The organism is Vibrio sp. MA40-2 (assembly GCF_047302445.1).
Lineage (GTDB): Bacteria > Pseudomonadota > Gammaproteobacteria > Enterobacterales > Vibrionaceae > Vibrio.
Window position 1 is genome coordinate 105,977 of the sequence record NZ_CP178628.1, and the last position, 24,379, is coordinate 130,355.

A 24,379-nucleotide genomic window follows, 5' to 3' on the forward strand; every position below is an offset into this window, starting at 1 on the left:
GTAAGGCAAATTATCAATAAAAACTTTGCCCTTGTTCTGCTCGCTTCACTAACCCATCACATGGCGCAAACCGATCACCGTACTGGAGTGAAAACTGCTGCATTTTTTCAACAATCTCAGTAATACCCACCTGATCCATATACCTAAACGGTCCTCCAAGAAACGGCGGGAAACCAATACCAAAGATAGCCCCAATATCACCATCCCGCGCGCTTCGAATAATGCCATCGTCCAAACATCGTACCGCTTCATTAAGCATAGGGAAAACACAACGTAACGCTACATCTTGCTGAGGGATTGTTGACTCAGGCACCACGTTCAATAAGGTGTAGACAGATTTATCCACTTGCTTCTTCTTACCTTTATAACTATAGAAACCCTTACCACTTTTTCGCCCTTTACGCTTGTCATTAAGCAGAACATCAAATACATCAGGACCTTGAAAGCGATCACCTAGTTCATTCACTAGAATCGGCATAATCTTGGCACCGATATCAATGCCCACTTCATCAAGCAAAGCTATTGGCCCGACAGGGAATCCAAACTCCAACAATGCATAATCTATTGACTCTATCGGTTCGCCATTCATTAACAAGTGAGCGGATTCGTTCATATAAGGCGCTAAAATGCGATTAACATAAAAACCTGCTTGGTCTTTTACCACAATCGGTGTTTTACCTTGTTTTCTTGCAAAGTTAACCACAGTGGCAATCGTTTTATCTGAAGTATTATCGTGCGGGATAATTTCAACCAATGGCATCTTTTCTGCTGGACTGAAATAATGCAGACCAATGATCTGCTCTGGTCGCTGCGATTTTTCTGCTATTTTATGAATGGGCAGTGATGATGTGTTAGTTGCAAAAATAGTACTTATTTGTGCATTATCTTCGACGTCGGCAACCATTTGTTGTTTTAAGTCTAAATCTTCAAATACCGCCTCAATCACCATATCGGCTTGATTAAACGCAGTAAAATCAGTACCGCCAGACAGTTGCAGCATTTTTTTTTGTACTTGAGCGTTAGATAAAATTCGACGTTTTTTCAGCTTGGAAAACAACTTAAAATTATAATTAAGTGCATTGAGTACGCCGTCATTTGCAACATCTTTAATACGTACCGGAACCTGCGCTTTAGCCACACTGACATGACTAATACCTGCCCCCATCAATCCGCCCCCTAAAACACCAATAGATGAAATCGCCGCAGGAGAAGCATCGGTACCATTGTCTTTTTTCATTTCAGTGGTTGCGAAAAATATGGAACGTAATGCCTTTGATTCACTGGTCATAACCAGTTTAGCAAACTCACGAGCTTCATATTCTAGGCCTTTTTTCATACCTTGCTCTAAACCGAATTTAATCACGTTTAAAATAGCATCGGCTGCTGGATAATTATTGCGTGTTTTTTTCTGCGTTTTTTTAGCCGCTTGATCAAATACTAATTTTCTCATCAAGCCATTTCTTGAAATGAGTTTTTCTTTGTTCGGTGTAATAATTTTACGTTTAGTTTTTTGTGCGAATGTTTTGGCGACATCCAACAAAATAGATGTTGGCACACTCGCATCAACCATGCCCAATTTTTGGGCTTTTTTAGCTCTCACTTGCTTGCCAGTTAGAATAATATCAAGTGATGGTAGCAAACCAATCAGACGCGGCAGTCTCTGAGTTCCTCCCGAACCTGGCAATAACCCTAACTGAACTTCGGGTAAACCTAAGCGTGTTTTATCATCATCAGAACATACTCGATAATCACACGCTAACGACAGCTCAAGGCCACCACCAAGACAAATACCATGAATAGCCGCTACCACGGAAAATGGCAAAGCAGCCAATCGATCAAAAACATCCTGTCCGCGCTTAGCTAACGCTTCTGCTTCATCAATAGACTGACAAGCATCTAACATTTTTACATCTGCACCAGCAATAAAACTGTCAGGCTTAGCTGAGTAAATAACTGCGCCCTTAATATCATTGGTATTGGTTTCAAAATCACTCAGCAGTGATTCAATCGCCTCAATTAAATCGGCTTTGAGCACATTCATCGTCTCATCAGCAACATCAAGCGCAAGCCAAGCAATATTGTCTTCATCAATAGTGAGCTGAAAAGAGCTGGATTGGGATTGTATATTCTCGCTCATTATTCGACCTCCAGAATCATTGCAGCACCGAGGCCACCAGCAGCACAAGCCGTTGTGAGACCGAACCCACCGCCTCTTCTTTTTAATTCTCTTAAGGTTTGAACCATCATTCGTGCTCCTGTAGCAGCAAATGGATGCCCATAAGCAATTGAACTGCCTAGTACGTTAAACTTATCCATATCAATCTCACCAATTGCTTTGGAACGACCAAGTTTCTGTTGGGCAAATTTATCACTAGCAAACATTTTTACATTAGCTAACGTTTGCGCAGCAAAGGCTTCATGCATTTCAATCACATCAATATCGGCTAACGATAATCCTGCTCTATCTAGTGCCAATGGTGTTGCGTAAGAGGGCCCCATCAACATATCGTATTCAACCTGTATTGCTGAAAAAGCGTACGAACGAATAAAGCCCATAATGTTTAACCCTAATTCTTTCGCTCGCCCTTCCCTCATTATCATCACTGCCGCTCCACCATCGGTTAAGGGTGTGCTATTTGCTGCCGTTACGGTGCCATACTTGCGATCAAACGCAGGGCGTAATTTAGCGTAACTTTCTAAACTGGAATCATGCCGAATATTATTGTCTTGATCGATCCATGTTTTATAAGGCTCAGGGAATGCTGTCATTACCTCGTCACGAATTTTTCCATCGTTCCATGCAGACGAAGCTAGAGTATGAGATCGATGAGCAAGTGCATCTTGATCGGCTCTAGAAATACCGTAAGTTTTGGCCATTTGCTCGGCTGTCTGCCCCATAGATATCCCGGTAGAATATTCCGCTACAGCAGGAGGAACTGGTGCTAAATCTCGAAGTGACAGTTGCCGTGCTATGGTGAGTTTTTGTGTTAGCGTTTTTGCTTTACTTAGCGCTAGCAAACTAGCGGCTAATTTCTTAGACACGCCAATAGGTAAAACAGAGGATGAATCGGCACCACCCGCAATACCGATATCAATGCTTCCCGCCATAATACTTTCTGCCACATTAACCGATGCTTGGAAACTGGTCGCACAAGCACGTGTCACACTATAAGCATCTGTAGCAACATTCATTTTACTACCTAACACTATTTCACGGGCAATATTTGGCGCGGCAGGCATTTGTACTACTTGCCCATAAACAACTTGTTGTATTAACTGAGGATCAATTTCGGTTCTGGCTAACAGTTCATTAACGACCATTTTTCCCAAATCTACAGCAGGGACTTGGCCCAACTCTGTACTTTGTCGGGCAAAAGGGGTTCTAAGCCCTGCCACAATGGCTATCCTTTCCCCAGAATGCGTTCTGATATCTTGGCGACTCATTTTATCTCCTCTAGCGTAAAGGTCTGACCTGCTCTGCATTGTAACGAAAATGTTAAATTATTCAAACGCACGTTTAAATAAACGTGAGGCATATTTACAAATGCAAACCTTTTAAGCCAACTACCCACCATGAAACAGACTGTTTATTGCTACTTGAACCAGTAAATAGTTTTAAATATAAACAAAATGGGCTAGCATCAGATCGACATCACGCCTAATTTTAACATTACGGCTTAAGCCGTCGTGCAAGCATCAGTCCTCGATACTGAAACGTCATTAAAATAAATAGGAAATGGCCACTAAAGCGGGAGTGAATCGTAATTAGAATTGCGAGGAATAAATGTCCAATAGAAATAACAAATAAAAAAAACCACACGTATTAAGTGTGGTCAGAATATAAATATAACAACAATTAACTCACGCCAATTGAAAATAATCAGTTTCCTGATTAGGAGAAAGTAAAGTCAGCCTCCAAAAGGAAGAGTTATCTTGCTCAACACACTAGCCCAGAAGGCTAGCTAGATAACTGCAATTACTATAGCTAGATATAGTTAAGAGTTTTTGAAGTAGATCAATTTATTGGCGATTAAGAACACGGTCAGTTAAACAGATGTTCACTAAACAACAGTTGGCTCAAGCATTTAAGTGCATTACTTTCCTTAAAAAGGATGGCAATACAATATTCAGTTCGTGTACGACAACGAGCAAACGGAGGCTCTTGTGTCGATAATTAATATTTTTGGAAAGAAAAAGCCCACTACCTCGGTCAACTCTGGTATGGACAAACAAAGAAAATACGAAGCACTTGTACGTGCTTATCACAAAGACTTGTATCGATATGCTTATTGGTTATGTAAAGATAAAACCATAGCCGAAGATCTGGTACAGGAAACCTGCCTTCGTGCATGGAAATCTTTAGATAGCTTACAAGATGAAAAAGCAGCAAAATCTTGGCTGATTACCATTCTCAGACGAGAAAATGCTAGACGATTCGAAAGAAAACAACTCGAACTGGTAGATATCGATGATTACGGCCACGACGCCAAGGTTAGTGATGATAAGCATCATCAGCAAGAGTGGATGCAGGCACAAATAATGAAGCTAGATACAGAGTATAGAGAGCCTCTTTTTCTGCAAGTAGTTGGTGGATTTAGTGGCGAAGAGATAGGTAACATTCTTGATCTTAACAAGAACACTGTCATGACTCGACTCTTTAGAGCTAGAAATCAGCTTAAAGAGATGATTGAGAGCACAGATAACAAAGTCATAAACCTAAGAGGAGCTGAATAATGGATGAATTAGAATTTCGTCGACAAATACTTTCAGAGCCCAAATTTCGCAATCAAGAAATAAGCGATAGTATTCAGTATGCAAAAGCAAATCAGAAATTTGCAGACGACGTATTAGATCTAGATGCAAAGATTGAGCAGGCAATGAAAATTGATGTACCTGATGATCTAGCGGACCGAATTTTATTCAATCAAAGTACTGTTAACCAAAAGAAAAGCTTCACCAAACAGATGTTAGCAATGGCAGCATCGGTTGCGTTTGCTGCTGGGTTGATTGTCGGGCAGATTAACTGGACACCTTTATTGGTTGGCTCGGCTCATGCAAGTTTAGCCGATACGGCAGTTGAACATGTGATCCATGAGTACCCATTTGTTAATAACCTTGATGAGCAAGTAAGTTCGGAGCAGATAAACGCAAAGTTACGCCCATTTGCCTATCAATTCACCGAAGAATTTCCTTATCATGTTTATTACCTCAATCATTGCGGTTTTGGGAAATCTAATGCTCTACATGTCATTTTTCAAGGTGATAAAGGTAAAGTAACCTTATTTATCACTAATAAAACCAGTGAGCAAGCTGTTGATTTTGAAAAAGATGGCATGTCAGGAAAGGTGATACCTATCAGTGAAGCTAGCGTTATATTAGTTGGTGAAGAAGGTGAAAACATTCCAAAAATCGCTGCTAATCTTACCTCTATTATTCAAACTAGACTTTAGTCTAATATAAGCCCTCGATTAATGAGGGCTTCCAACCACAAAATGCAACATTTCACTAACAAATAATTAACTTTTAAACAACCGTTTAGAGTAAGAACTCTAAAACATAGCCAATTCCTGCAATTTCACGTATGTTAGCTACCATTTTTTGTATTTTCTCGCCTAATTAGCTAATGGTCGGATTTCTAACCACTATAATATTGCTTTATGATCCAGTATTAAGTTGAGCAATTGCTCTGAATAATAATTAATACAGGGTTAGCACTCTGATAAAACGCCCACTGACAAGAGGCGATTTTTACCAAAGGAAATACTAATGAATAAAACGCGTCTGTTTAAAAAGTCGATTATTGCAGCCACTATAGCGCTTGCCTCTCAACAAGCAGTAGCCGCCGGCTTCCAACTTAATGCACAATCTGCCACCGGCCTTGGTCGCGCCTTTGCTGGTGATGCCGTTATCGCTGATAACGCGTCATCAATGGCACGTAACCCTGCAACCATGGCCATGTTTGATGAAACCGCCATGTCACTGGGCTTTGTAACTATCACATCAATGATCGAAGTAAAGGATGCTAAATACAACGGTGTTTTAGACGCAAATCAAGACGATGCTGGCGATACCTCTGTTGCTCCTAACTTACACTTAATTGTTCCGGTCAACGACAAATTTGCTTGGGGTGTTAACGCTTACTCAAATTTTGGTACAAAAACCCAATTTGATGATGACTATATTGCTGGAGAATTCGGTGGCACTACCGATGTGAAAAGCTTTAATCTAGGTGTTGCTGGTTCTTACCGTATTAATGAACAATGGAGTGTAGGTGCAGGCTTGGATGCAGTTTATGGTTCAGGTAAATTCAACCGAACAACAAATCCAGCAATAACAGGAACGGCTATTACTGCAGTAGATATCGATGCAAATGGCTGGGCACTCGGCTTCAACCTAGGTGCTGTATACGAATTAGATGAAAGAAACCGTTTCGGTTTAGCCTATCACTATAGCCCAGAAATCAAAGCTAAGGGCGATGTAACTTATGCGAGTTACCCTCAAGGAGATGGTTCTGATACGGTACTAATGCCACTGCCTGACCTACTGGAATTCTCAGGTTACCACGAAATAAAAGATACCAAATTCGCAGTACACTATAGTATTCAATGGATTGGTTGGAGCTCATTCGACAAGTTAGAAGCAGAAGATGCAGGCACTATTAACACCTACGAATGGCAAAATGGTATGCACTATTCCATTGGTGGAACTTACTTCTTAAACCAAGACTGGACACTACGAGCGGGTTATATGCATGATACCAGCGCTCAAGATGAAGTCACTTCTATCTCTGTTCCCGATTCTGATCGTAACTGGTTTTCTGCTGGCTTTACCTACCACTTAACCGAAAAATCTAATGTTGATTTCGGCTTTACTTACTTGTTAGGTGAAGATGTTGATGTAGAAGAGTCAACAGCTCTAGGAACTAGCATAACCGCCACGACTCATGCCGATGCTATTTTAGTTGGCTTACAATACAGCCGTACCTTCTAATCAACGCTTGATTTAAGTTCAGTACCATTACATTAAGAGCCGGAATTTCCGGCTCTTTTTTTATCTACTTCAGCGTACAGTTGTACTAACTTTCGCCTCTTTCATAACACAGATGTTCGCTGAAAAAAACAATGGTCCGACCAATCATCATTATTAAAACCCTATTTTTGATAGATAGCAGCATAATTACCTGAATTACAGCAATCATTCACATTTCAATATTAAAGCAATTACTCTATTCGTAAAATACCGCTCGAGAAAAACACCCTCTAATCAACTCAGCGAACAATAATAATGAAAATTAATAAAACTCTTGTTTCACTTGCAGTGTTCAGTGCAATCAATACCTTTGGTCAAACTGCGATAGCGGCTGGATTTCAACTTGGCGAATATTCTGCTACTGGTCTAGGTCGAGCCTTTGCCGGTGAAGCAGCCATGGCTGATAATGCCGCTTCACAATGGCGCAATCCTGCCTTGCTAACCTATTTAGAAGGTACACAAATATCTGCTGGCGCCAGTTATGTTAATCCAAACGTAGATGTTAACGGAGAAGTAATCTATGCAGGCAATAGCTATGACGCGAATAGTAGTGACTATGCTGACGATGCCATTATCCCTAATATCTATATTTCACATAAACTGAATGATAAGACAGCCATAGGGTTTGCCTTAGGTACCAATTACGGTATGACTACAGATCTAGGTGACGATTTCGCTGCCAGTCACTATGGTGATACAGCCGAAGTCACAACAATGGAAGCCAATCTCAATCTTGCTTACCAAATAACACCCATGATAAGTGTCGGGGGTGGTATTCGTTATATTATGGCTGAAGGACACTTTGGCGCAACAGCACCTTCACAGGCCCCTTCTGGTTATGAGGGGGAGACACTAAAATACATGCAAGGCGATACAACTGACTGGGGCTGGCAAATTGGCACAGTATGGCAAATTAATCAGCGTCATCGTGTTGGGTTTGCTTACAAATCAGAAGTCGATTTAAAACTAAAAGGCACTGCCGAAGGTATTGGATTTGGCTTAAGTTCTGGATCTTCAGTTTCTGGCTACCTACCTTTAACCTTACCTGCAACGGCTGAATTAGCCAGTATGTTGCAAGTTTCAGATCAAACAACCATTACTGCGAGTATAAACTGGACCGATTGGAGCAGCTTTAAAAAACTCGAAGCCACATTAGACGGGGCTTATGGAACTCAATTAGTCAAAGATGAAAACTGGCAGGACAGTTATCGGTTTGCTGTTGGTGCAGAATATCAAGTAGATAAAAAATGGTTACTAAGAACCGGTATAGCTTACGACACTTCAGCAGTTGATGATGAAAATCGCACCGCAACCATTCCAGAAACCGACCGGACTTGGTTAAGTATTGGCGCAGGCTATGCTTGGTCACCTAAGCTCACTTTTGACGCTGGGTTTGCTTATATATTAGCTAAAAATGCCAGTATTTCAGAACCTAGAGGTAGCAGTGATTATAGTGCATCTGCATTAGGTGGTGCGTACACCAGTGGAGTTTCAGGCAACGTTTGGGTACTGGGCGCACAAGCAAGTTATCAATTTTAAGAATCTCACGACGGTGGGCTAGTTGCTATATTTGTCTAATATTAAGGTTTGTTTAATATTGAGCAAATTTGATCTAGCTAAACACTAAAAAGCCCCGTTAGGGGCTTTTTTATTTAAAACTCTTCGTCTAAATAATCGTCGAGGAAATCTTCATCTTCCTCACTCAATTCTTCTGGCTCTATCTGTGCCTTATAATCACGACGTTGCAAATATACATCTTTGGTAAAGGTGTAAGGATCGGGCGACGCCTGTAAAATTTGTTCTTGGGAAACCAATGCGGCTCGACTTTCAAGCCCTTCAAAAGCCCACTTGCCAAGACTTGTCCAAATATTTAAATAGGACAAAGGTAAATAGAGGCTATCAACTGTGTCGGTTAATTCTCGTGTCGTCAGAGGCCCATAAGCCGGAACCATAAAATAAGGCCCGTTACCAACACCGTAATGCCCTAAAGCATCACTAAAGGCACGATCGTCTTCTACAATACCGGCGGCACCTGCGATATCGATTAAACCCAATAGCCCAAACGTGGAGTTAATCCAAAATCGGTTAAAATGATTTAAAGCTTGTTTTCCGTTGCCCATGATAAGGTCGTTTATCATGCTTGCGGGCTCATCAAGATTAGACAAAAAATTGGCAATGCCTGTTCGCACAGGGCTCGGCGTATAGTCGACGTAAGCAAGAGCTACAGGACGAAATAAATACGGGTCAATCACATCGTAATTCAATGACCACATGGCTCGGTTAAATCCTTCAAACGGATCACCATCTTGAGATTCATCAGTTGCATTAGTTTGTTGTAGATCTTGATCTGAGTCAGTGCTACTCGGTGCAGAAGAGCAACCAACGACAAGCGAGGCGAACAAAATGACCAAAGTCGCTCTAATTTGTGTTGCGAACATAATAAGAAACTTACCCTTAAGTTACAAAAAAGGCTGGACGATACCAGCCTCTAACCAATTAACAGCTACATTAATACTGCTTATTAATCGTTATTGCAACTTGATCACCTAATTTTACGGCTTGGCTTTCGCCATACCAATCATTATCTTTGGTTGAAACATCACCATCTTGATCAATACGCGCTTTAACCATTAATGTTTCCAGTTGAGCAATACTTTGCCCTTCTAGCATGATATTTGCGTCGTCTAAAACAACCGTTCTAGGGTAACTACCAATAGGAAAGCGTGCTGCCGCGATAGGTACTGGAGAACCATTACCATCGTGAATGGAAACAATTAACACACCTTGGTCAGGTAATTGAGCACTTTCATCAAGTGTAATCGTAATAGGGACACTGGTTGTAGTAACTGGTTTACCTAACATTTTCTCGGCATTTTGAATACTTCGGTCAAGCATGCTATAACGATTGTCTTCTGGGCCTATGAGCTTTTGCATGGTTTGCCAAAAACGAATCGCTTCTTCGTAGGCGCCATTCTGGTAAGAATTAAACGCTAACAAGGAATAAACACGTAAATCAACGTAATCGTCTTGTAACAATCCAATCAAAATAGAACGAGCTTGTTGTTGCTGTTGTTCATTTTCTGCCATCATAAGCGACTGAGCGTAGCCTAATCTGATATCGGGATCGTCAGCGTTTAAATCATAGGCTTTTCGCATCGCCCCGAAAGCCGTATCCGCGTCTCTATCCGCCATGGCTATTCGACCTAGTAACAACCAACCTTGAGCATCCTCAGCTTGATAGTGCAATCGAGTTCGCAAGGCCAGTTTAAGATCTTTAAGCTCATCTTCTGTTAATGACTGCTGCTCTGGTGACATCAACTTCTCAGTTAATGCTGGCAATTTATTGTTGATGGTTTGCCAATGTTGCACTTTATCCACACTACCAAACACAGAATACATAGCATAAGAAATAACCGCGACTAATAGCGCAGAAGATATGAAGACCATTTTGGGTGAGATAGAAAATGACTGTTTAGACGAATCATTGGCTGGAATATCTTCAAGCAATGACTTTTTCAGATCAACAATCAGTTCATTTTGGTCGTTAACGATTCCACCATCTACTTCTGCTGCTAGTTCTTGTAAACGGTCTTTATAAAACGCTTTATTTAACTCATCGCGACGCGCTTCGTCATCAAAACGTGATTTATTCATTAGTGGTAACGCAATAAACGCACAACCAATCAAGGTGAGTACAAGAGTAGATAACCAAAAAAGCGTCATTATTGTTTATCTCCATTTTGTTCTTTTAATAAAGCATCCAAACGAGCTTGTTCTTCTGCGTCTAATTGGTTTGCATCAGCAATAGAGTCCGCTCCAGCCAAGGAAACGGATTGTTGCGATTTTCTCTTACTGTTAACCACTATTACGCCAAAGCCAATCAACACCACCAATAATGGCCCTAGCCACAAAATAGATGTCGCGATAGTAAACGGTGGTTTATAGGTAACAAAATTACCATAGCGAGCAACCATATAATCGACGATCTCATCTTTAGATTTACCTGCCTTGGTCATTTCATAAACTTTAAGTCGCAGATCTTTTGCCAATTCAGCATTAGAGTCGCTAATAGTATTGTTTTGACATTTAGGGCAACGTAGTGTGTGGCTCAATTCCTTAAACTGTTGTTCTTGCTGATCATTATCGAATTCAAACACATCAATCGCAGCGGTAACTGGTAATGAAATAAGTAACACGCTAAATAATACCGCTAATATTTTTTTCATTAGTTAGCGTCCTCAATCAACTTTGCATACATAGGTTGTAATACTTCAGCCCAATTTTGTAAGGTAACATTGCCTACATGGCGATAACGAACAGTTCCGTTTGCATCGATCAAAAATGTTTCAGGAGCACCATAAACTCCTAAATCCAGTCCTAACATACCATCGCCATCAAACAAGCTAATAAGATATGGGTTACCCAAATCATTAAGCCAAGTTATCGCTTTGTCGCGCTCATCTTTATAGTTCAAACCGATAATCTTAACACCACGATCAGCAAGTTCATTTAATGTTTGATGCTCTGCATAACAAGTTGGACACCAAGTCGCCCACACGTTAAGTAATAATGGTTCACCCTTAAAAATAGCCTGATCATGTAATTTACCCGGCTCAGCTAGATCTTCTAAGCGAAATTCTGGTACTGTTTTACCGACCAATACCGATTCTAATTTTGTAGGATCTTCACCATCGGCGTTTCTAGAAAGTTGAACAATAAATACAACCACTAACGCAATAAACAAAGCGAAGGGGATAAATAAAATTTTCTTATTCATATTAAGCCGTTACATCCTTGCCACTCTTTCTAAAACGATAACGTTTATCACTTAATGCCACTAAACCACCTAATGCCATGATTAGACTTCCACCCCAAATCCAGCGAATAAATGGCTTATAATAAAGTCTTACCGCCCAAGACCCATCGTCCCCGAGTTGCTCACCCATAGCGATATAAAGATCGCGAGTAACACCAACATCCAACGCGGCTTCTGTCATCATAGAACCGGCAGTAGTGTAGTACCGTTTTTCTGCATGCAACGTATTAATATATTCGCCATTCTCGGTTATTTCAAAATCAGCAACATAGCCATTATAGTTCGGGCCATCTTTATCTCTTAAGCCTTTAAAATAGAAGTTATACCCTTCTATTTCAAAGTTTTCACCTGGAGCAAGACGAACATCACGTTCGACGCTATAGTTCTGTGTCATTGCAATACCAATAACCGTCACAGCCAAACCAATGTGCCCCAACACCATTGACCAATGGCTCTTTTGCAACTTGGTAATACCTTGCATAAAAGGATGTCGATGCGTAGCACGCTCATGTATTTCATAACAATGCATGCTGACTATCCACAATGCCATTACCCAGCCTAGGTAAGCCATAGCAGAGAAACCATCACCTAATAAAGTGACAAATAGCCCAGCAAGAGTTAATGATAAAACACCGCATAGCAGCATGGGTTTATATAAAGTGGAAATTTTGTCTCGTTTCCAACGAATCAATGGACCAATTCCGAGAATGAAAGAGAATGGGATCATTAACCACGTAAACAACATATTAAAGAACGGCGCGCCTATCGAAACCGAGCCTAAACCAATTTGCTTATGAATAAGCGGTAAGAGCGTACCGACTAAAACAACCACTAGTGCCGCAATCAGTAAAATATTATTGGCTAATAGCCCGTTCTCTCTAGAGAACAGCGCAAAATCGCTACGAACTCGAATTGCCGATCCTTTCAATGCGAATAGAAGTAACGAACCCCCAATCACAACAATCAGGAAGCCTAAAATAAACATGCCTCGTGCCGGATCGGAAGCAAACGCATGCACCGAAACCAACACGCCAGAGCGAACTAAAAAGGTACCTAATAAACTGAGAGAAAACGCAGAAATTGCCAACAACACTGTCCAGGCTTTGAAGGTTCCGCGCTTTTCCGTTACCGCAAGTGAATGCATTAATGCAGTACCTGCCAGCCAAGGCATAAACGACGCATTTTCTACAGGATCCCAAAACCACCATCCTCCCCAGCCAAGCTCATAATAAGCCCACCAAGAACCTAGAGAAATTCCGACCGTTAGAAATATCCACGCCGCCGTCGTCCAAGGACGAGACCATCTTGCCCATGCTGTATCTAAACGCCCAGTCATCAATGAAGCAATCGCAAAAGAGAATGCCACTGAGAAACCAACGTATCCCATGTACAACATTGGTGGATGAATAATCAAACCTGGGTCTTGCAATAAAGGATTTAAATCGCGCCCATCAATAGGGAAAAATGGCAATGTGCGTAAAAACGGATTGGATGTAATAATAATAAACAGCAGAAAGCCGACGTTAATCATACCCATAATAGAGAGAACACGAGCGACTGACTCTTGTGGCATACCTCGGCTAAAAGAGGCTACCGCTACCGTCCATCCAGCTTGAATCAAGACCCAAAGTAAAAGAGATCCCTCATGAGCACCCCATACGGCTGTTAGCCGATAATACCACGGCAAAGCGGTATTTGAATTACTTGCCACATAACTGATAGTGAAATCGTTGCTATAGAATGCCCATAAAAGAATACAAAACGAGAACAGTAAGAACGAGAACATTCCCCACGACAACGGACGTGCCGTTGCCATCAGCATACTAGATTGCTTGGAAGCCCCCAGCATAGGTAAAATGCTCAGTAATACCGCCAGTCCTAATGATAGAATTAGTGCAAAGTGACCAATTTCAGCGATCATTTATCCGTCCCTTTTAATTGATCTTCAGAGTAACCTAATGGTTCATGCACTTTTTCCATTGCCTCAGCAATTTCTGGCGGCATATAATTTTCATCATGTTTGGCCAGTACTTCAAACGCTTCTATCGTGGTTGCAGTGGTTAATACACCTTGCGCCACGATCCCCTGCCCTTCACGAAATAAATCGGGCAAAATACCTTCAAATTCTATGGTCACTTGTGGACCAATATCGGCAAGTTTAAAGCTAACTTTTAGTGACTCGGGGTCTCGGCTTACGGAGCCAGCTACCACCATTCCACCAATACGGAGTCTTTGTCCCACTTCTGGTTTGGTGCCATCAGGCTTACCATAAACCAGTTCACTTGGCGTATAAAACAGATCCATATTTTGATTTAAAGCATATAAAACTAGACCTGCGGTAGCACTAATACCAAGTAAGAGTGCCAGTAATAAACCCATTCTTTTCTTTCGTACCGGGGTCATAATGTATTCTCCAAATTTTTTGCAGCCTCAATTCGAGCTTGACGGTCTTGTTTATTTTTTACTTGTTGAATGATTTTTTTCCCCGTCATTACACTACTTATTGTCAATATAAAAAGTGACAAAAATGTCACCCCAAATGCACTCCATACATAAGCGCCATAGCCCCCCATGGCTACCAAGTCACTAAAGCTTTCAAAATGCATAATCACACTCTCCTAGCAATGAGCGCTCGAACCCAAGGACGATGACTTTCCCTAGATAGGATCTCATTTTTAAATCGAACCAGAGTCAAACTGACAAAAAAGAATAAAAACCCAAATATATTAAGTAATAACGCCCAAAGCATATCGCCTGAAATCGACGGCTTAGCAAATTTGGTAATCGTTGCGCCTTGATGTAACGTATTCCACCATTCTACAGAAAAATGAATAATTGGAAGGTTAATTACCCCGACAATCGCCAAAATACCCGCCGCCTTTGCGGCTGTCTTTTGGTCATCGAATGCATGGTACAACGCAATAACGCCAAGATACAAAAATAATAAAATAAGCTCAGAAGTTAATCTTGCATCCCATACCCACCAAGCACCCCACATAGGCTTACCCCAAATGGCACCAGTAAATAATGCAATAAAGGTAAAGACTGCACCTATTGGTGCCATGGCGGCTGCCGCCATATTCGACAACTTTAGTTGCCATACGATACCAATAAATGCTGCTATTGCCATCGACATATAAGCGCCCATTGACCAAATCGCAGCAGGGACATGAATATAGATAATCCGGAAACTGTCGCCTTGTTGATAATCAGAAGGCGCGAAAGCAAGCCCCCACACGGTTCCTGCACCTAAAAATAAAACCGCCAATAATGCAAAGTAAGGTAACAGCTTGTTACACAAATTGTAGGTCACTTCTGGTTTTGAATAAGGATGTAGCCATTTCCACATGGTTTAATCTCGCTAGTAATTGATATTTTTTGTTTCATTTTCACTATTGGCTCAAAAAACGTATCACAGAATGATCCTATTATTTGCCACATGCAAAACAATACCTATAAAGAGGTAGTTTGTCGTGTTAATTCACACTAACTCTAAGTGCAGCACTAATGGCAAATGGTGTGAGAGTTATTGAACCAGCAAGCATAGCAGCCATTAGTGCTAACTGACCATTAAATGGCATGCCTAAACTAGCCGCATCAATCGCTGACGTAGCGAAAATAAGCACCGGAATATAAAGAGGCAATATCAGAAGACTGAGTAAAACGCCCCCTTTTTGCAAACCAACCGTCAATGCAACGCCAATCGCTCCAATAAAACTCAAGGTTGGCGTACCAACAAGCAGGGTTAACACGACCGTTTGCCAAGTGAAGTAATCTAAAGAAAGTAACACCGCTAATAAAGGGCTAATCAAAATTAGAGGCAGCCCAGTCAACAACCAATGAGCGATTACCTTGGATATAACAACTAATGGTAACGGTACAGGCATTAGCATCATCTGTTCTAGGCTTCCATCTTGAAAATCATCTCTAAACAACCGTTCTAGCGAAAGTAATGCCGAAAGCAGAGCCGCAACCCATATTATACCCGCGGCAATTCTGGCCAACAAAGCAGGTTCAGGGCCAATACTTAGCGGAAATAAGGTAATAACGATAATGAAGAACCACAATGGATTTAAAATATCCGCCTGGCGACGAAAAGCGATTAATAACTCTCTACGAATGATCATTAACATTGAGTGGAGCATATTAATTACCTAACTTAATTTTTCGCAGTTTTGGATAATCAAGCAACATATCTTGATGGGTGGTTAGCATCACCATTCCTCCTTCTTCCGCGTGTTTCAAAAATACACTTTCCAATACTTTCACACCTTGTTTATCTATCGCCGTTAACGGCTCATCAAGAATCCAAAGTTTCTGCTTACTCAACCACAAACGTGCCAACGCAACTCGTCGTTGCTGGCCTGCGGATAACTGCCCAACTGGCACATCTTCCCTTCCCGCCAAACCAACTTGAGCCAACACAGCCCATATTTTATGTTTATCGATGTCAGATTGATGAATAGATTGATAAAAAGAAAGGTTTTCAAAAGCATTCAGCTCTCTTTTCACCCCGGTTTGATGGCCTAAAAAAAGCAAATCTTGATGAAAAAGGTCTCGATTGGACGAAGTCACGCAACCATTCCATGAAATTTCACCTATTTCATAATCACCGAGCCCAGCGATAATCCTCAGCAAGGTTGTTTTACCGGTTCCATTCCTACCTTCTACTTGAACCAGTTCACCTGCCTCAACATTAAACGATAAATCTTCAAAAAGAATTTTTTCATCACGAATGGCGGTAAGGTTTGATACTGCTAACATGGTTACTACTTATTATAAATTGAATTGCTATATTAACATAAGCGGTATCGCTCTAAGTAGGGTAGAAATAACAACAAATCAAATTTTCTATGCTCACACTATCTGCATCGGTCACATAATAAGAAAATTCTTTTTTATTATATGTATTCACTTGCATTTTAAATAAAAAAAGAGAAACGCACTCGTTTCTCTTTTCATCTAAACATAAAATTTTTAGATATAAGTTCGTTACTTACGTCTCGATTTCATCGGCGGAATTTTTTCTTTACCTGACATTTTATTTTGTAGTGCCATCATCAATTCAGCTTCTGCTTTTGGTAATTCGCATTCTTCAATCAATTCATCCACACCTGCTCCTAATTGCACCATCTTGGTTGCTCTAGAATACAAGCGGCTATCAGAATCAACGTGTTCCAATTCTGTAATACGCTCCGATAAATGTTGGATAATATCCTGCTGTTCCGTCATTTTTTGACCTAAGCCTATAACCACTGAACGAACCTCAAGTAGCTGATTGTTCACTTTGGAAAGTTCTTTTTCTTGCGATCTCAGTTCCTGTCTTTGTTGGTCATTACGTTTTTGTAAGGTACGGCTTACTCTTAACAGCCAAAGCGCAATAACAAGGCTGAATACAACACTCCCAGCAGACAGCATTAGCCACATATTATCATTGAACGATTCAAACATTATAAATGGGCCATCTCATTCCATTCATCATCAGAAAGCAATTTATTTAGATCAACTAAAATTAACAGCTTGCCTTCCCGGTTGCTTACACCTTGGATAAACTTGGCACTTTCATCTGTACCAACACTCGGTGTGGTATCTATTTCAGACGAGCGTAAGTAAACTACTTCGGCGACACTATCAACTAATATACCAATAACTTGACGTTCTGATTCAATCACAATAATGCGGGTATTATCGGAAATTTCACCCTGCATTAAACCAAACCTAGAGCGAGTATCAATCACGGTGACGACATTACCACGTAGATTAATGATACCAAGAACATAATCAGGAGCACCAGGTACCGGTGCAATTTCAGAATAACGCAATACTTCCCTAACTTGCATAACATTAATGCCATAGGTCTCTTCTTCCAATTGGAACGTTACCCACTGAAGAACTTCATCATTCGCTTGATCTTTTCTTACATCAACTTCATTCGCTTGAGACATGTCTTATCCTCTTTATGTCGCTTTCGACAAACCTTTATCACTGTCTAAAGACTTGACGTCCATACCAGCAGTTATCATTTTTATCATGGCTTCGACGTGAATCAAAGCACACATTTTTTCTTTTACCATTCCAGCCAACCAAGGCCTTTTCGCCGCTTGAGTACGCCAACGCACGCTTTCTACGTTTAGTAACTCAGTTCCTTTTAATTCGGTAGCAGCTAACCCCCACGAGCTATTCCCTAGCATAACGATATATTGATAGGCATCTTTATGTGCGTCATCCGTAAGTCTATCAGACATAACCCATTTAGCTGTATCAACAACGTCGTATTGGTTATCTTTATTAGTTTGTAAGCCTAAATACCAAGCAGGCCGACCAATCAAATGACTCATTTCCGCCGTTTTATGAATTCCACCTAACTCATCTAATGGCACTGCAAATGTGATCCCGTTAACCTCAAAATACAATACTTGAAAATCGTGTTCTCTTTCAGTACTTTTCCAGTCATCAAACGGTGAAACTTTACCCTTAGATTGGAACTGAACCTCAGTCTCTGTGGTGAGAGTGGTTTCTTGTTCAGGTACATTAGTGGACTCGGGGCCTTTAGCTAGTTCGGATGCTTTGGCTAACTCAGGAACGTCATTTTTTTCGGCCGCTTGTTCGACAAAAACTTCGGGCTGCAATGATTCTTGGACGCTTGGCTGTGTTTCAACTTGCCACTGCTGAATTTCTTCTGCCTTATCTTCAGCAATCGTGGTAATTTTCGTATCTATCTGTGCAATATCGGCCGTATTTTTCTCAATCAAGCTCGCGATGTCTGCTTCCTCAACGACATCGGTAGATTCCAATTTATCGAGTAACTTTTGCACATCATTTAAATCTGGAACATCAAACTCATTATAGTCTAGTTCGGTTTGTATAGACTGATCGTCCAATTGCGGTTGTGGCTGAAATATCACAGACTCTTCGTCAGATGATTGCGGAATTTCGGCACTTAAAGCCGAATTCTGGGCCGCATTTTCAGTCGAGATATCTATTTTTTGATGTTCGAAATCTGAGTCTTGATGTTCGAAATCTAACTCTTCATCTAACAATGAAGTAAAGTATTCTTCTAATGCCTCAGCACCGGATAGCTTATGGTTGTGCTTATTGTTCATCCAATGCTAGCCTCTCTAAATAGATGAGCAGTTGCTTATAAGCAAAGACACCACGACTTCCTTCCGCAAAATGAGAAGCCGGTAAATTTTTTAAACTGGCGTCTCTAAACTTAGTATCTATAGGCACAGCAGAACTCCACACTTGGTCAGGGTAATCTTGCTTAAGCTGATTAAGGGTGGTTAGTGATGCTCTAGTGCGTTTATCATACATTGTTGGAACAATGGTGGTTTTAAACGCTCGATTACGTGATTTTTGCATGATAGCCAGAGTTCGAATCATTCTCTCTAAACCTTTCATTGCTAAGAACTCGGTTTGTACCGGTATAAGAATCCGATCACTGGCAGCTAATGCATTGACCATCATTACCCCTAAAATAGGAGGGCAGTCAATAAGCACGTAATCGTAATCACCGTATAATGCAAGTAAAGCTTTCTTTAAAATCAGCCCCATGCCGCTGCGATTACCCATCACACGATCTAAGGTTGCTAACGACATATGAGCGGGAATGAGATCAATATTATCAATATCAGACGCCAAAATAAGTGGCTTAACCGACTCTCTATCTATTTCGGATAATTGAAACAAATCAAAAAGACTTTTTGCTACCGAATCCGAGTCATAGCCCAAATATGTAGTCAACGAACCGTGAGGATCAGTGTCAACCAATAGGACTCGGTGACCTTTTTTACTGAGCAAACCAGCCAACGTAACTGTGGTGGTGGTTTTACCCACTCCACCTTTTTGATTTGCGACACTCCAAACAATCATAGCGCCTCCTAGGCTAATCCCACTTCAACCAGTATACGTTCAGCGATACGATCGAGTGGAAGGTCTTCGCTAGAGATATTCGCTTTAGCAACCGCTTGCGGCATACCATAAACCACGCAGCTCTCTTCATCTTGCGCCCAAATAGTCGCGCCAGCCGCTTGCAACATACGAGCACCTTCACGCCCATCCGCCCCCATACCAGTTAATACCATTGACAACACTTTACCGTGATATATTTTAGCGGCAGAGCCAAATGTCACATCGACACTCGGCTTGTAATTCATACGTTCGCCACCATCGACAATTCTTAACTTAGCGCTTCCTGGGCGGCCTTCAACCATCATTTGCATTCCACCTGGAGCTAAATAAGCAACACCAGGGCGTAACACGTCACCATTTGAGGCTTCTTTTACTTCTATTTTACAAAGTGAATTAAGACGGCTGGCAAATGCTGCGGTAAAGGTGGCTGGCATATGCTGAATAAGCACTATAGGATGAGGGTAATTGCTTGGTAATTTAGTTAATATTTTTTGTAGCGCGACCGGTCCGCCCGTTGACGTGCCTATCGCTGTAAGCTGATATTTTTTACCTGTCGCTCGAAATTTAGCCGCACTGCTTCGTTCGGAAATAGAAGAGCGTCCCGAACTGGCTAATCCAGTATTTGAGCCTAACGGTTTTCTGAGTGAAGAAGGTGTTGAAGCACTTGATGTAGACGCCCCTATCGAGGAAGTACTAGCAGAAAATGTGGTAGGTCTGCGACGAACTAACATACGCTTGCGCGATATTTCCAACACTCTTTGTTGCAACAATTGAGTCGCTTCATCTCTATTACGCGCGATATCTTCAAATTTCTTAGGTAAAAAATCGAGAGCACCTGCGTCGAGAGCATCTAAGGTTGCTCTGGCACCATCATGCGTTAGCGATGAAAACATCAAGATAGGAACAGGATTAGCCTTCATTATTTCACGCACCGCACTGATCCCGTCCATAACTGGCATTTCGATATCCATAGTAACCACATCAGGTTTAAGCTGTGTTACTTTATTGATCGCTTCTTTACCATTTATTGCGACGTCAATCACTTCTAAGCGAGGATCTGCATTGATTATCTCACTCACTCTGCGGCGAAAAAAGCTTGAATCGTCAACAACTAGTACTTTTACAGCCATATAATCCTTCTTACATACGGGAACGAGTCGCGTACTGCTTCAATAGGTTAGGTACATCTAATATCAGCGCAATATGCCCATCACTGGTAATCGTAGCACCTGCCATGCCAGGCGTTCCCTGTAATAACTCATCTAATGGTTTTATCACCACTTCTTCTTGACCAATCAAGCTATCAACCACAAAACCAACACGTTGACTACCCAGTTGAACAATAACAACATGTCCGTGGCCACCTTTACGTTGATCCACCTGCCCTGCTTTGGGCACTAGCCAGTTTTGCAAATAAAATAGAGGGATTGATTTGTCGCGAACAATGATGGTGAGTTGACCATCAACAATATTGGTTTTTGATAAATCGAGATTAAATATTTCGTTAACGCTGGCTAACGGCAGAGCAAAAGGTTGATTACACACGCCAACCATTAGTGTTGGCAGAATCGCTAGGGTTAGCGGAACTTTTATGGTGATTTTGGTGCCTTTACCTAGTTCAGAATCAACATCAACGGCACCATTTAAGGTATTGATCGCGGTTTTAACCACATCCATACCGACGCCACGCCCAGAGATATCGGAAATTTTTTCTTTTGATGAGAAGCCGGGAGCAAAAATAAGATTAAAACACTCTTTATCTGTCAGTCGAGAAGCCGCTTCACTGTCCATAATACCGCGCTTAACCGCGATATCTCTTAGCTTATCAGGATCCATACCGCCACCATCATCGACAATAGCCAATTCAATATGGTCGCCTTCCTGTGAAGCAGAAAGAATCACTTTACCCGTTCTCGATTTACCATTTTGTTCACGGATATCGGGCATTTCAATACCGTGGTCCACCGAATTTCTAACTAAGTGAATCAGCGGATCAGCTAACGCTTCCACCAAATTTTTGTCTAAATCTGTATCTTCTCCTCGCATCTCAAGCTTAATTTCTTTATTTAACGTACGAGCGAGATCACGCACAACTCGAGGAAAACGACCAAAGACTTTTTTGATCGGCTGCATACGAGTTTTCATTACCGCCCCTTGCAGGTCAGCAGTAACAATATCTAAATTTGAAACCGCTTTAGACATTTCTTCATCATTGCGATTTAAGCCTAAACTAACTAAACGGTTGCGCACTAAAACCAGTTCACCGACCATATTCATGATGATATCTAAGGTGGAAGTATCCACACGAACAGTCGCTTCCGCTTGAGGTTTCGCAGCAGGCGCTTTACTTGCTTTCCCAGCGACTGGTTTTTCTGCAACAACTGGTTTTTTTGCTGTAGGACTAACTTTAGGTTTGTCTGTCGCTTTAGGGTTTTCAGCGACTTTCGGAGTAGAGCCAAGGTTAGTTTTCGGAATCGACTTGCTTTCTTCTGTTATCGATTTCTCGGTATTTTCTAGTTCTTCAACTGAAGGACCTTTACCACTGCCATGAAGTTCATCCAACAAGCTTTCAAACTCATCGTCTGTCATGATATCGGATTCTGCTGCCGAGGACGTATTGATTGGAGTTTGCTTTGTTACTGGCGCGGATGCAACTGGCGCAGAAGAGCTTGCTCCTGGTGCGCTACCTTTGCCGTGCAGTTCGTCCAGAAGCTTTTCAAATTCATCATCGGTAATATCACCAGTATCGGCATTAGACTCAGGTGTTGTCAAAGCTGATGTTTCTGGAATAACAGTCTCATTGCTGCTGACAGTGGCGCTATTAACCGCAGTCGTGTTCTGAGCAGAAGAGCCAGGAGCCGACCCTTTTCCGTGTAATTCATCCAACAGCTTCTCAAATTCATCTTGAGAAATATCGTCTAATGAATTGTTTTGACTTGTCGTTGATGTAGTAAGATTTTCGGTTTGTATGCTTAATTGTTCTTGGTTTTCAGGCACTATGTTTTCAGGTGCATTAGCGCTCATTTCCGGTTCTTTTGGCGTATCTTCATCTGCACTTGCCGGTTGGCTTAATCGATGTAATTCGGCTAATAAAGCGGGGTCCGCGGGGATTAACGCTTCACCATTTTGTACCGCGCTAAACATAACATTTACGGCGTCTAAGGACTGTAAAATAGTGTCCATTAAATCTGATGTAACTTGACGTTGACCATTGCGTAAGATATCGAATACATTTTCTGCGCCATGACAAGCGTCGACTAACTCTCCTAAAGCGAGAAAACCTGCTCCCCCTTTAACTGTATGGAAACCGCGGAAAATTGCGTTTAGCAGTTCTTTATCTTGAGGATTATTTTCAAGTTCAATCAGCTGTTCTGACAACAACTCAAGTATCTCACCTGCTTCTACTAAAAAGTCTTGTAGAATTTCTTCGTCTAATTCATAGCTCATAATTTACCCTTAGAATCCAAGACTCGATAGTAAATCATCGACATCGTCTTGAGATGAAACCGCATCTTCCCTCTCGTGAGGATTTAATATTGGACCTTCTGCCTCGGTGGATGCTTTGTTAGTGGTCGAAGATTGTTGATCGGCACTGTCCACACCGAAACAGGTTAAAATATCGACTAATCTTTCTTCGACTTCACGTACTAGGGTAATCACTTTAGTGATGATTTGTCCCGTGAGATCTTGAAAATCTTGTGCCATCAAAATTTCAGTCAGTTGGCTACGCAGTTCGGTACTATCCCCTTCGACTTGGGTTAATAGTCCGTCGATATGCAAACATAATGTTTTGAATTCAGATAGCTCTATTCTACCTTTCATCAATTCATTCCACGTTGGTCTGACCAAAAGCAAACTCTCATGTAGCTTATCAGCAATGGGTAATGACCGCTCTACTGCATCCATAGTTCTATTGGCAGCAGATTCCGTTTTGGCCATTACATATTCAAGCCTATCCCGTGCATCTGGGATTTCTTCATTGGCAATGACACTCATTCTCGGGTCTATTTTAAACTGATCGAGCGCGTCATGAAGGTCTCTGGTTAACGAACCAACCTCGTTTATAATGGGATTTTCACGTCCCTTTAATATCGACAACACTATATCGTTCGCTTCTTTTTGCTTACCTGCTTCAAGGAGCTCGACTAAGGTGCGTGCTTGTTCTAGTGAAATCATGCTGAAAAGTCCTTATACGCTATTAAATATTAGTCAGTTGCGTATATTGACTTATAAACGCTCAAAAATTTTGTCTAGCTTTTCTTTAAGCGTTGCAGCAGTAAATGGTTTTACAATATAACCATTTACACCTGCTTGAGCGGCCTCAATGATCTGCTCACGTTTCGCTTCTGCTGTGATCATTAATACCGGGAGATGTTTAAGATCGGCATCTGAACGAATATTTTTTAGCAGATCGATACCTTGCATCCCTGGCATGTTCCAGTCAGTAACAACAAAGTCGAATTCACCTTTTTTTAACATTGGCAGCGCCGTTAAGCCATCATCCGCTTCTTGAGTATTATTAAAACCCAAGTCACGTAGTAAGTTTTTAACAATACGGCGCATTGTTGAAAAGTCATCAACAATAAGAATTTTCATATTTTTGTTCAAAATTACCTCCACTGA

Annotated in this window: 24 protein-coding genes; 4 read left to right on the forward strand and 20 right to left on the reverse strand. The window is 41.3% G+C overall.

Annotation, left to right across the window (positions count from 1 at the left end):
- Nucleotides 1-13 precede the first annotated feature (13 nt).
- Together fadJ and fadI are read right to left on the reverse strand one after the other, a co-directional pair.
- Nucleotides 14-2,137: a fatty acid oxidation complex subunit alpha FadJ gene (fadJ, locus tag ACLKML_RS07870; protein ID WP_413284851.1), complete on the reverse strand. Its 2,124-nt coding sequence runs from the start codon at nucleotides 2,135-2,137 to the stop codon at nucleotides 14-16.
- A complete protein-coding gene (fadI, locus tag ACLKML_RS07875; RefSeq protein ID WP_413284852.1) occupies nucleotides 2,137-3,444 on the reverse strand; it encodes an acetyl-CoA C-acyltransferase FadI in 1,308 nt (435 codons plus the stop codon). Before fadI ends, fadJ begins: the two co-directional genes overlap by 1 nt.
- A 735-nt stretch (nucleotides 3,445-4,179) precedes the next feature.
- On the opposite strand from fadI, the gene ACLKML_RS07880 reads away from it, so the two are divergent.
- The 4 genes from ACLKML_RS07880 to ACLKML_RS07895 all read left to right on the forward strand — a co-directional run bounded on the left by ACLKML_RS07880 (nucleotide 4,180) and on the right by ACLKML_RS07895 (nucleotide 8,568).
- Nucleotides 4,180-4,734 (forward strand): sigma-70 family RNA polymerase sigma factor, encoded by a 555-nt coding sequence (locus ACLKML_RS07880; RefSeq protein WP_317715543.1) that lies wholly within the window; start codon nucleotides 4,180-4,182, stop codon nucleotides 4,732-4,734.
- Complete coding sequence (locus tag ACLKML_RS07885; protein WP_413284853.1) at nucleotides 4,734-5,450, forward strand: DUF3379 family protein; 717 nt, start codon at nucleotides 4,734-4,736, stop codon at nucleotides 5,448-5,450. The genes ACLKML_RS07880 and ACLKML_RS07885 overlap by 1 nt, the downstream gene beginning before the upstream one ends.
- Nucleotides 5,451-5,760: 310 nt before the next feature.
- A complete protein-coding gene (locus ACLKML_RS07890; RefSeq protein ID WP_413285854.1) occupies nucleotides 5,761-6,990 on the forward strand; it encodes an outer membrane protein transport protein in 1,230 nt (409 codons plus the stop codon).
- A gap of 294 nt (nucleotides 6,991-7,284) precedes the next feature.
- The gene (locus tag ACLKML_RS07895) at nucleotides 7,285-8,568 is read left to right on the forward strand and encodes an outer membrane protein transport protein (RefSeq protein WP_413284854.1); all 1,284 of its coding nucleotides are present in this window, start codon (nucleotides 7,285-7,287) and stop codon (nucleotides 8,566-8,568) included.
- A gap of 113 nt (nucleotides 8,569-8,681) precedes the next feature.
- Here the strand turns inward: ACLKML_RS07895 and ACLKML_RS07900 are convergent, their stop codons facing one another.
- From ACLKML_RS07900 to cheY, 18 genes are all read right to left on the reverse strand, one after another.
- The gene (locus ACLKML_RS07900; protein WP_413284855.1) at nucleotides 8,682-9,467 is read right to left on the reverse strand and encodes a VacJ family lipoprotein; all 786 of its coding nucleotides are present in this window, start codon (nucleotides 9,465-9,467) and stop codon (nucleotides 8,682-8,684) included.
- Nucleotides 9,468-9,537: 70 nt separating this feature from the next.
- Nucleotides 9,538-10,752 carry a c-type cytochrome biogenesis protein CcmI gene (ccmI, locus tag ACLKML_RS07905; protein WP_413284856.1) on the reverse strand — a complete coding sequence of 405 codons (1,215 nt, stop codon included), beginning with the start codon at nucleotides 10,750-10,752 and terminating at the stop codon, nucleotides 9,538-9,540.
- On the reverse strand, nucleotides 10,752-11,255 hold the full coding sequence (locus ACLKML_RS07910) for a cytochrome c-type biogenesis protein (protein ID WP_413284857.1): 504 nt from the start codon (nucleotides 11,253-11,255) through the stop codon (nucleotides 10,752-10,754). Before ACLKML_RS07910 ends, ccmI begins: the two co-directional genes overlap by 1 nt.
- Entirely contained in the window at nucleotides 11,255-11,806 is a 552-nt protein-coding gene (locus ACLKML_RS07915) for a DsbE family thiol:disulfide interchange protein (protein ID WP_413284858.1), read from the reverse strand. Before ACLKML_RS07915 ends, ACLKML_RS07910 begins: the two co-directional genes overlap by 1 nt.
- Nucleotide 11,807: 1 nt before the next feature.
- Nucleotides 11,808-13,766, reverse strand: coding sequence for a heme lyase CcmF/NrfE family subunit (locus tag ACLKML_RS07920; RefSeq protein WP_413284859.1), 1,959 nt, complete (start codon nucleotides 13,764-13,766; stop codon nucleotides 11,808-11,810).
- The gene (ccmE, locus tag ACLKML_RS07925; RefSeq protein ID WP_413284860.1) at nucleotides 13,763-14,248 is read right to left on the reverse strand and encodes a cytochrome c maturation protein CcmE; all 486 of its coding nucleotides are present in this window, start codon (nucleotides 14,246-14,248) and stop codon (nucleotides 13,763-13,765) included. Before ccmE ends, ACLKML_RS07920 begins: the two co-directional genes overlap by 4 nt.
- Nucleotides 14,245-14,451: a heme exporter protein CcmD gene (ccmD, locus tag ACLKML_RS07930; RefSeq protein ID WP_413284861.1), complete on the reverse strand. Its 207-nt coding sequence runs from the start codon at nucleotides 14,449-14,451 to the stop codon at nucleotides 14,245-14,247. The genes ccmE and ccmD overlap by 4 nt, the downstream gene beginning before the upstream one ends.
- Before the next feature lie 2 nt (nucleotides 14,452-14,453).
- A complete protein-coding gene (locus ACLKML_RS07935) occupies nucleotides 14,454-15,194 on the reverse strand; it encodes a heme ABC transporter permease (protein ID WP_413284862.1) in 741 nt (246 codons plus the stop codon).
- Between the two features lie 127 nt (nucleotides 15,195-15,321).
- Complete coding sequence (gene ccmB, locus ACLKML_RS07940; protein ID WP_413284863.1) at nucleotides 15,322-15,990, reverse strand: heme exporter protein CcmB; 669 nt, start codon at nucleotides 15,988-15,990, stop codon at nucleotides 15,322-15,324.
- A 1-nt stretch (nucleotide 15,991) separates the two neighbouring features.
- Entirely contained in the window at nucleotides 15,992-16,609 is a 618-nt protein-coding gene (gene ccmA / locus ACLKML_RS07945) for a cytochrome c biogenesis heme-transporting ATPase CcmA (protein WP_413284864.1), read from the reverse strand.
- A 228-nt stretch (nucleotides 16,610-16,837) separates the two neighbouring features.
- Nucleotides 16,838-17,272 (reverse strand): DUF2802 domain-containing protein, encoded by a 435-nt coding sequence (locus tag ACLKML_RS07950; RefSeq protein WP_413285855.1) that lies wholly within the window; start codon nucleotides 17,270-17,272, stop codon nucleotides 16,838-16,840.
- Between the two features lie 23 nt (nucleotides 17,273-17,295).
- Entirely contained in the window at nucleotides 17,296-17,790 is a 495-nt protein-coding gene (locus ACLKML_RS07955; RefSeq protein ID WP_413284865.1) for a chemotaxis protein CheW, read from the reverse strand.
- 12 nt (nucleotides 17,791-17,802) lie between these two features.
- Nucleotides 17,803-18,948, reverse strand: a complete 1,146-nt coding sequence (locus tag ACLKML_RS07960) for a chemotaxis protein CheW (protein ID WP_413284866.1) — start codon at nucleotides 18,946-18,948, stop codon at nucleotides 17,803-17,805.
- Entirely contained in the window at nucleotides 18,938-19,717 is a 780-nt protein-coding gene (locus ACLKML_RS07965) for a ParA family protein (RefSeq protein WP_413284867.1), read from the reverse strand. Before ACLKML_RS07965 ends, ACLKML_RS07960 begins: the two co-directional genes overlap by 11 nt.
- 8 nt (nucleotides 19,718-19,725) lie before the next feature.
- Nucleotides 19,726-20,886: a protein-glutamate methylesterase/protein-glutamine glutaminase gene (locus ACLKML_RS07970; RefSeq protein WP_413284868.1), complete on the reverse strand. Its 1,161-nt coding sequence runs from the start codon at nucleotides 20,884-20,886 to the stop codon at nucleotides 19,726-19,728.
- 10 nt (nucleotides 20,887-20,896) lie between these two features.
- Nucleotides 20,897-23,203: a chemotaxis protein CheW gene (locus tag ACLKML_RS07975; RefSeq protein WP_413284869.1), complete on the reverse strand. Its 2,307-nt coding sequence runs from the start codon at nucleotides 23,201-23,203 to the stop codon at nucleotides 20,897-20,899.
- A 9-nt stretch (nucleotides 23,204-23,212) separates the two neighbouring features.
- Nucleotides 23,213-23,932, reverse strand: coding sequence for a protein phosphatase CheZ (locus ACLKML_RS07980; RefSeq protein ID WP_413284870.1), 720 nt, complete (start codon nucleotides 23,930-23,932; stop codon nucleotides 23,213-23,215).
- Between the two features lie 51 nt (nucleotides 23,933-23,983).
- On the reverse strand, nucleotides 23,984-24,352 hold the full coding sequence (gene cheY, locus ACLKML_RS07985) for a chemotaxis response regulator CheY (protein WP_317715545.1): 369 nt from the start codon (nucleotides 24,350-24,352) through the stop codon (nucleotides 23,984-23,986).
- Nucleotides 24,353-24,379: the final 27 nt, after the last annotated feature.

Bases quoted from the DNA above. Each gene is read 5' to 3' on its own strand.
- ccmA (WP_413284864.1), bottom strand. From the start codon at position 16,609: ATGTTAGCAGTATCAAACCTTACCGCCATTCGTGATGAAAAAATTCTT.
- ACLKML_RS07920 (WP_413284859.1), bottom strand. From the start codon at position 13,766: ATGATCGCTGAAATTGGTCACTTTGCACTAATTCTATCATTAGGACTG.
- ACLKML_RS07935 (WP_413284862.1), bottom strand. From the start codon at position 15,194: ATGTGGAAATGGCTACATCCTTATTCAAAACCAGAAGTGACCTACAAT.
- ACLKML_RS07980 (WP_413284870.1), bottom strand. From the start codon at position 23,932: ATGATTTCACTAGAACAAGCACGCACCTTAGTCGAGCTCCTTGAAGCA.
- ACLKML_RS07965 (WP_413284867.1), bottom strand. From the start codon at position 19,717: ATGATTGTTTGGAGTGTCGCAAATCAAAAAGGTGGAGTGGGTAAAACC.
- ACLKML_RS07885 (WP_413284853.1), top strand. From the start codon at position 4,734: ATGGATGAATTAGAATTTCGTCGACAAATACTTTCAGAGCCCAAATTT.
- ccmI (WP_413284856.1), bottom strand. From the start codon at position 10,752: ATGACGCTTTTTTGGTTATCTACTCTTGTACTCACCTTGATTGGTTGT.
- cheY (WP_317715545.1), bottom strand. From the start codon at position 24,352: ATGAAAATTCTTATTGTTGATGACTTTTCAACAATGCGCCGTATTGTT.
- ACLKML_RS07950 (WP_413285855.1), bottom strand. From the start codon at position 17,272: ATGTGGCTAATGCTGTCTGCTGGGAGTGTTGTATTCAGCCTTGTTATT.
- ccmE (WP_413284860.1), bottom strand. From the start codon at position 14,248: ATGACCCCGGTACGAAAGAAAAGAATGGGTTTATTACTGGCACTCTTA.
- ACLKML_RS07895 (WP_413284854.1), top strand. From the start codon at position 7,285: ATGAAAATTAATAAAACTCTTGTTTCACTTGCAGTGTTCAGTGCAATC.
- ACLKML_RS07975 (WP_413284869.1), bottom strand. From the start codon at position 23,203: ATGAGCTATGAATTAGACGAAGAAATTCTACAAGACTTTTTAGTAGAA.
- fadJ (WP_413284851.1), bottom strand. From the start codon at position 2,137: ATGAGCGAGAATATACAATCCCAATCCAGCTCTTTTCAGCTCACTATT.
- ccmD (WP_413284861.1), bottom strand. From the start codon at position 14,451: ATGCATTTTGAAAGCTTTAGTGACTTGGTAGCCATGGGGGGCTATGGC.
- ACLKML_RS07970 (WP_413284868.1), bottom strand. From the start codon at position 20,886: ATGGCTGTAAAAGTACTAGTTGTTGACGATTCAAGCTTTTTTCGCCGC.
- ACLKML_RS07960 (WP_413284866.1), bottom strand. From the start codon at position 18,948: ATGAACAATAAGCACAACCATAAGCTATCCGGTGCTGAGGCATTAGAA.
- ccmB (WP_413284863.1), bottom strand. From the start codon at position 15,990: ATGCTCCACTCAATGTTAATGATCATTCGTAGAGAGTTATTAATCGCT.
- ACLKML_RS07915 (WP_413284858.1), bottom strand. From the start codon at position 11,806: ATGAATAAGAAAATTTTATTTATCCCCTTCGCTTTGTTTATTGCGTTA.
- fadI (WP_413284852.1), bottom strand. From the start codon at position 3,444: ATGAGTCGCCAAGATATCAGAACGCATTCTGGGGAAAGGATAGCCATT.
- ACLKML_RS07900 (WP_413284855.1), bottom strand. From the start codon at position 9,467: ATGTTCGCAACACAAATTAGAGCGACTTTGGTCATTTTGTTCGCCTCG.
- ACLKML_RS07910 (WP_413284857.1), bottom strand. From the start codon at position 11,255: ATGAAAAAAATATTAGCGGTATTATTTAGCGTGTTACTTATTTCATTA.
- ACLKML_RS07955 (WP_413284865.1), bottom strand. From the start codon at position 17,790: ATGTCTCAAGCGAATGAAGTTGATGTAAGAAAAGATCAAGCGAATGAT.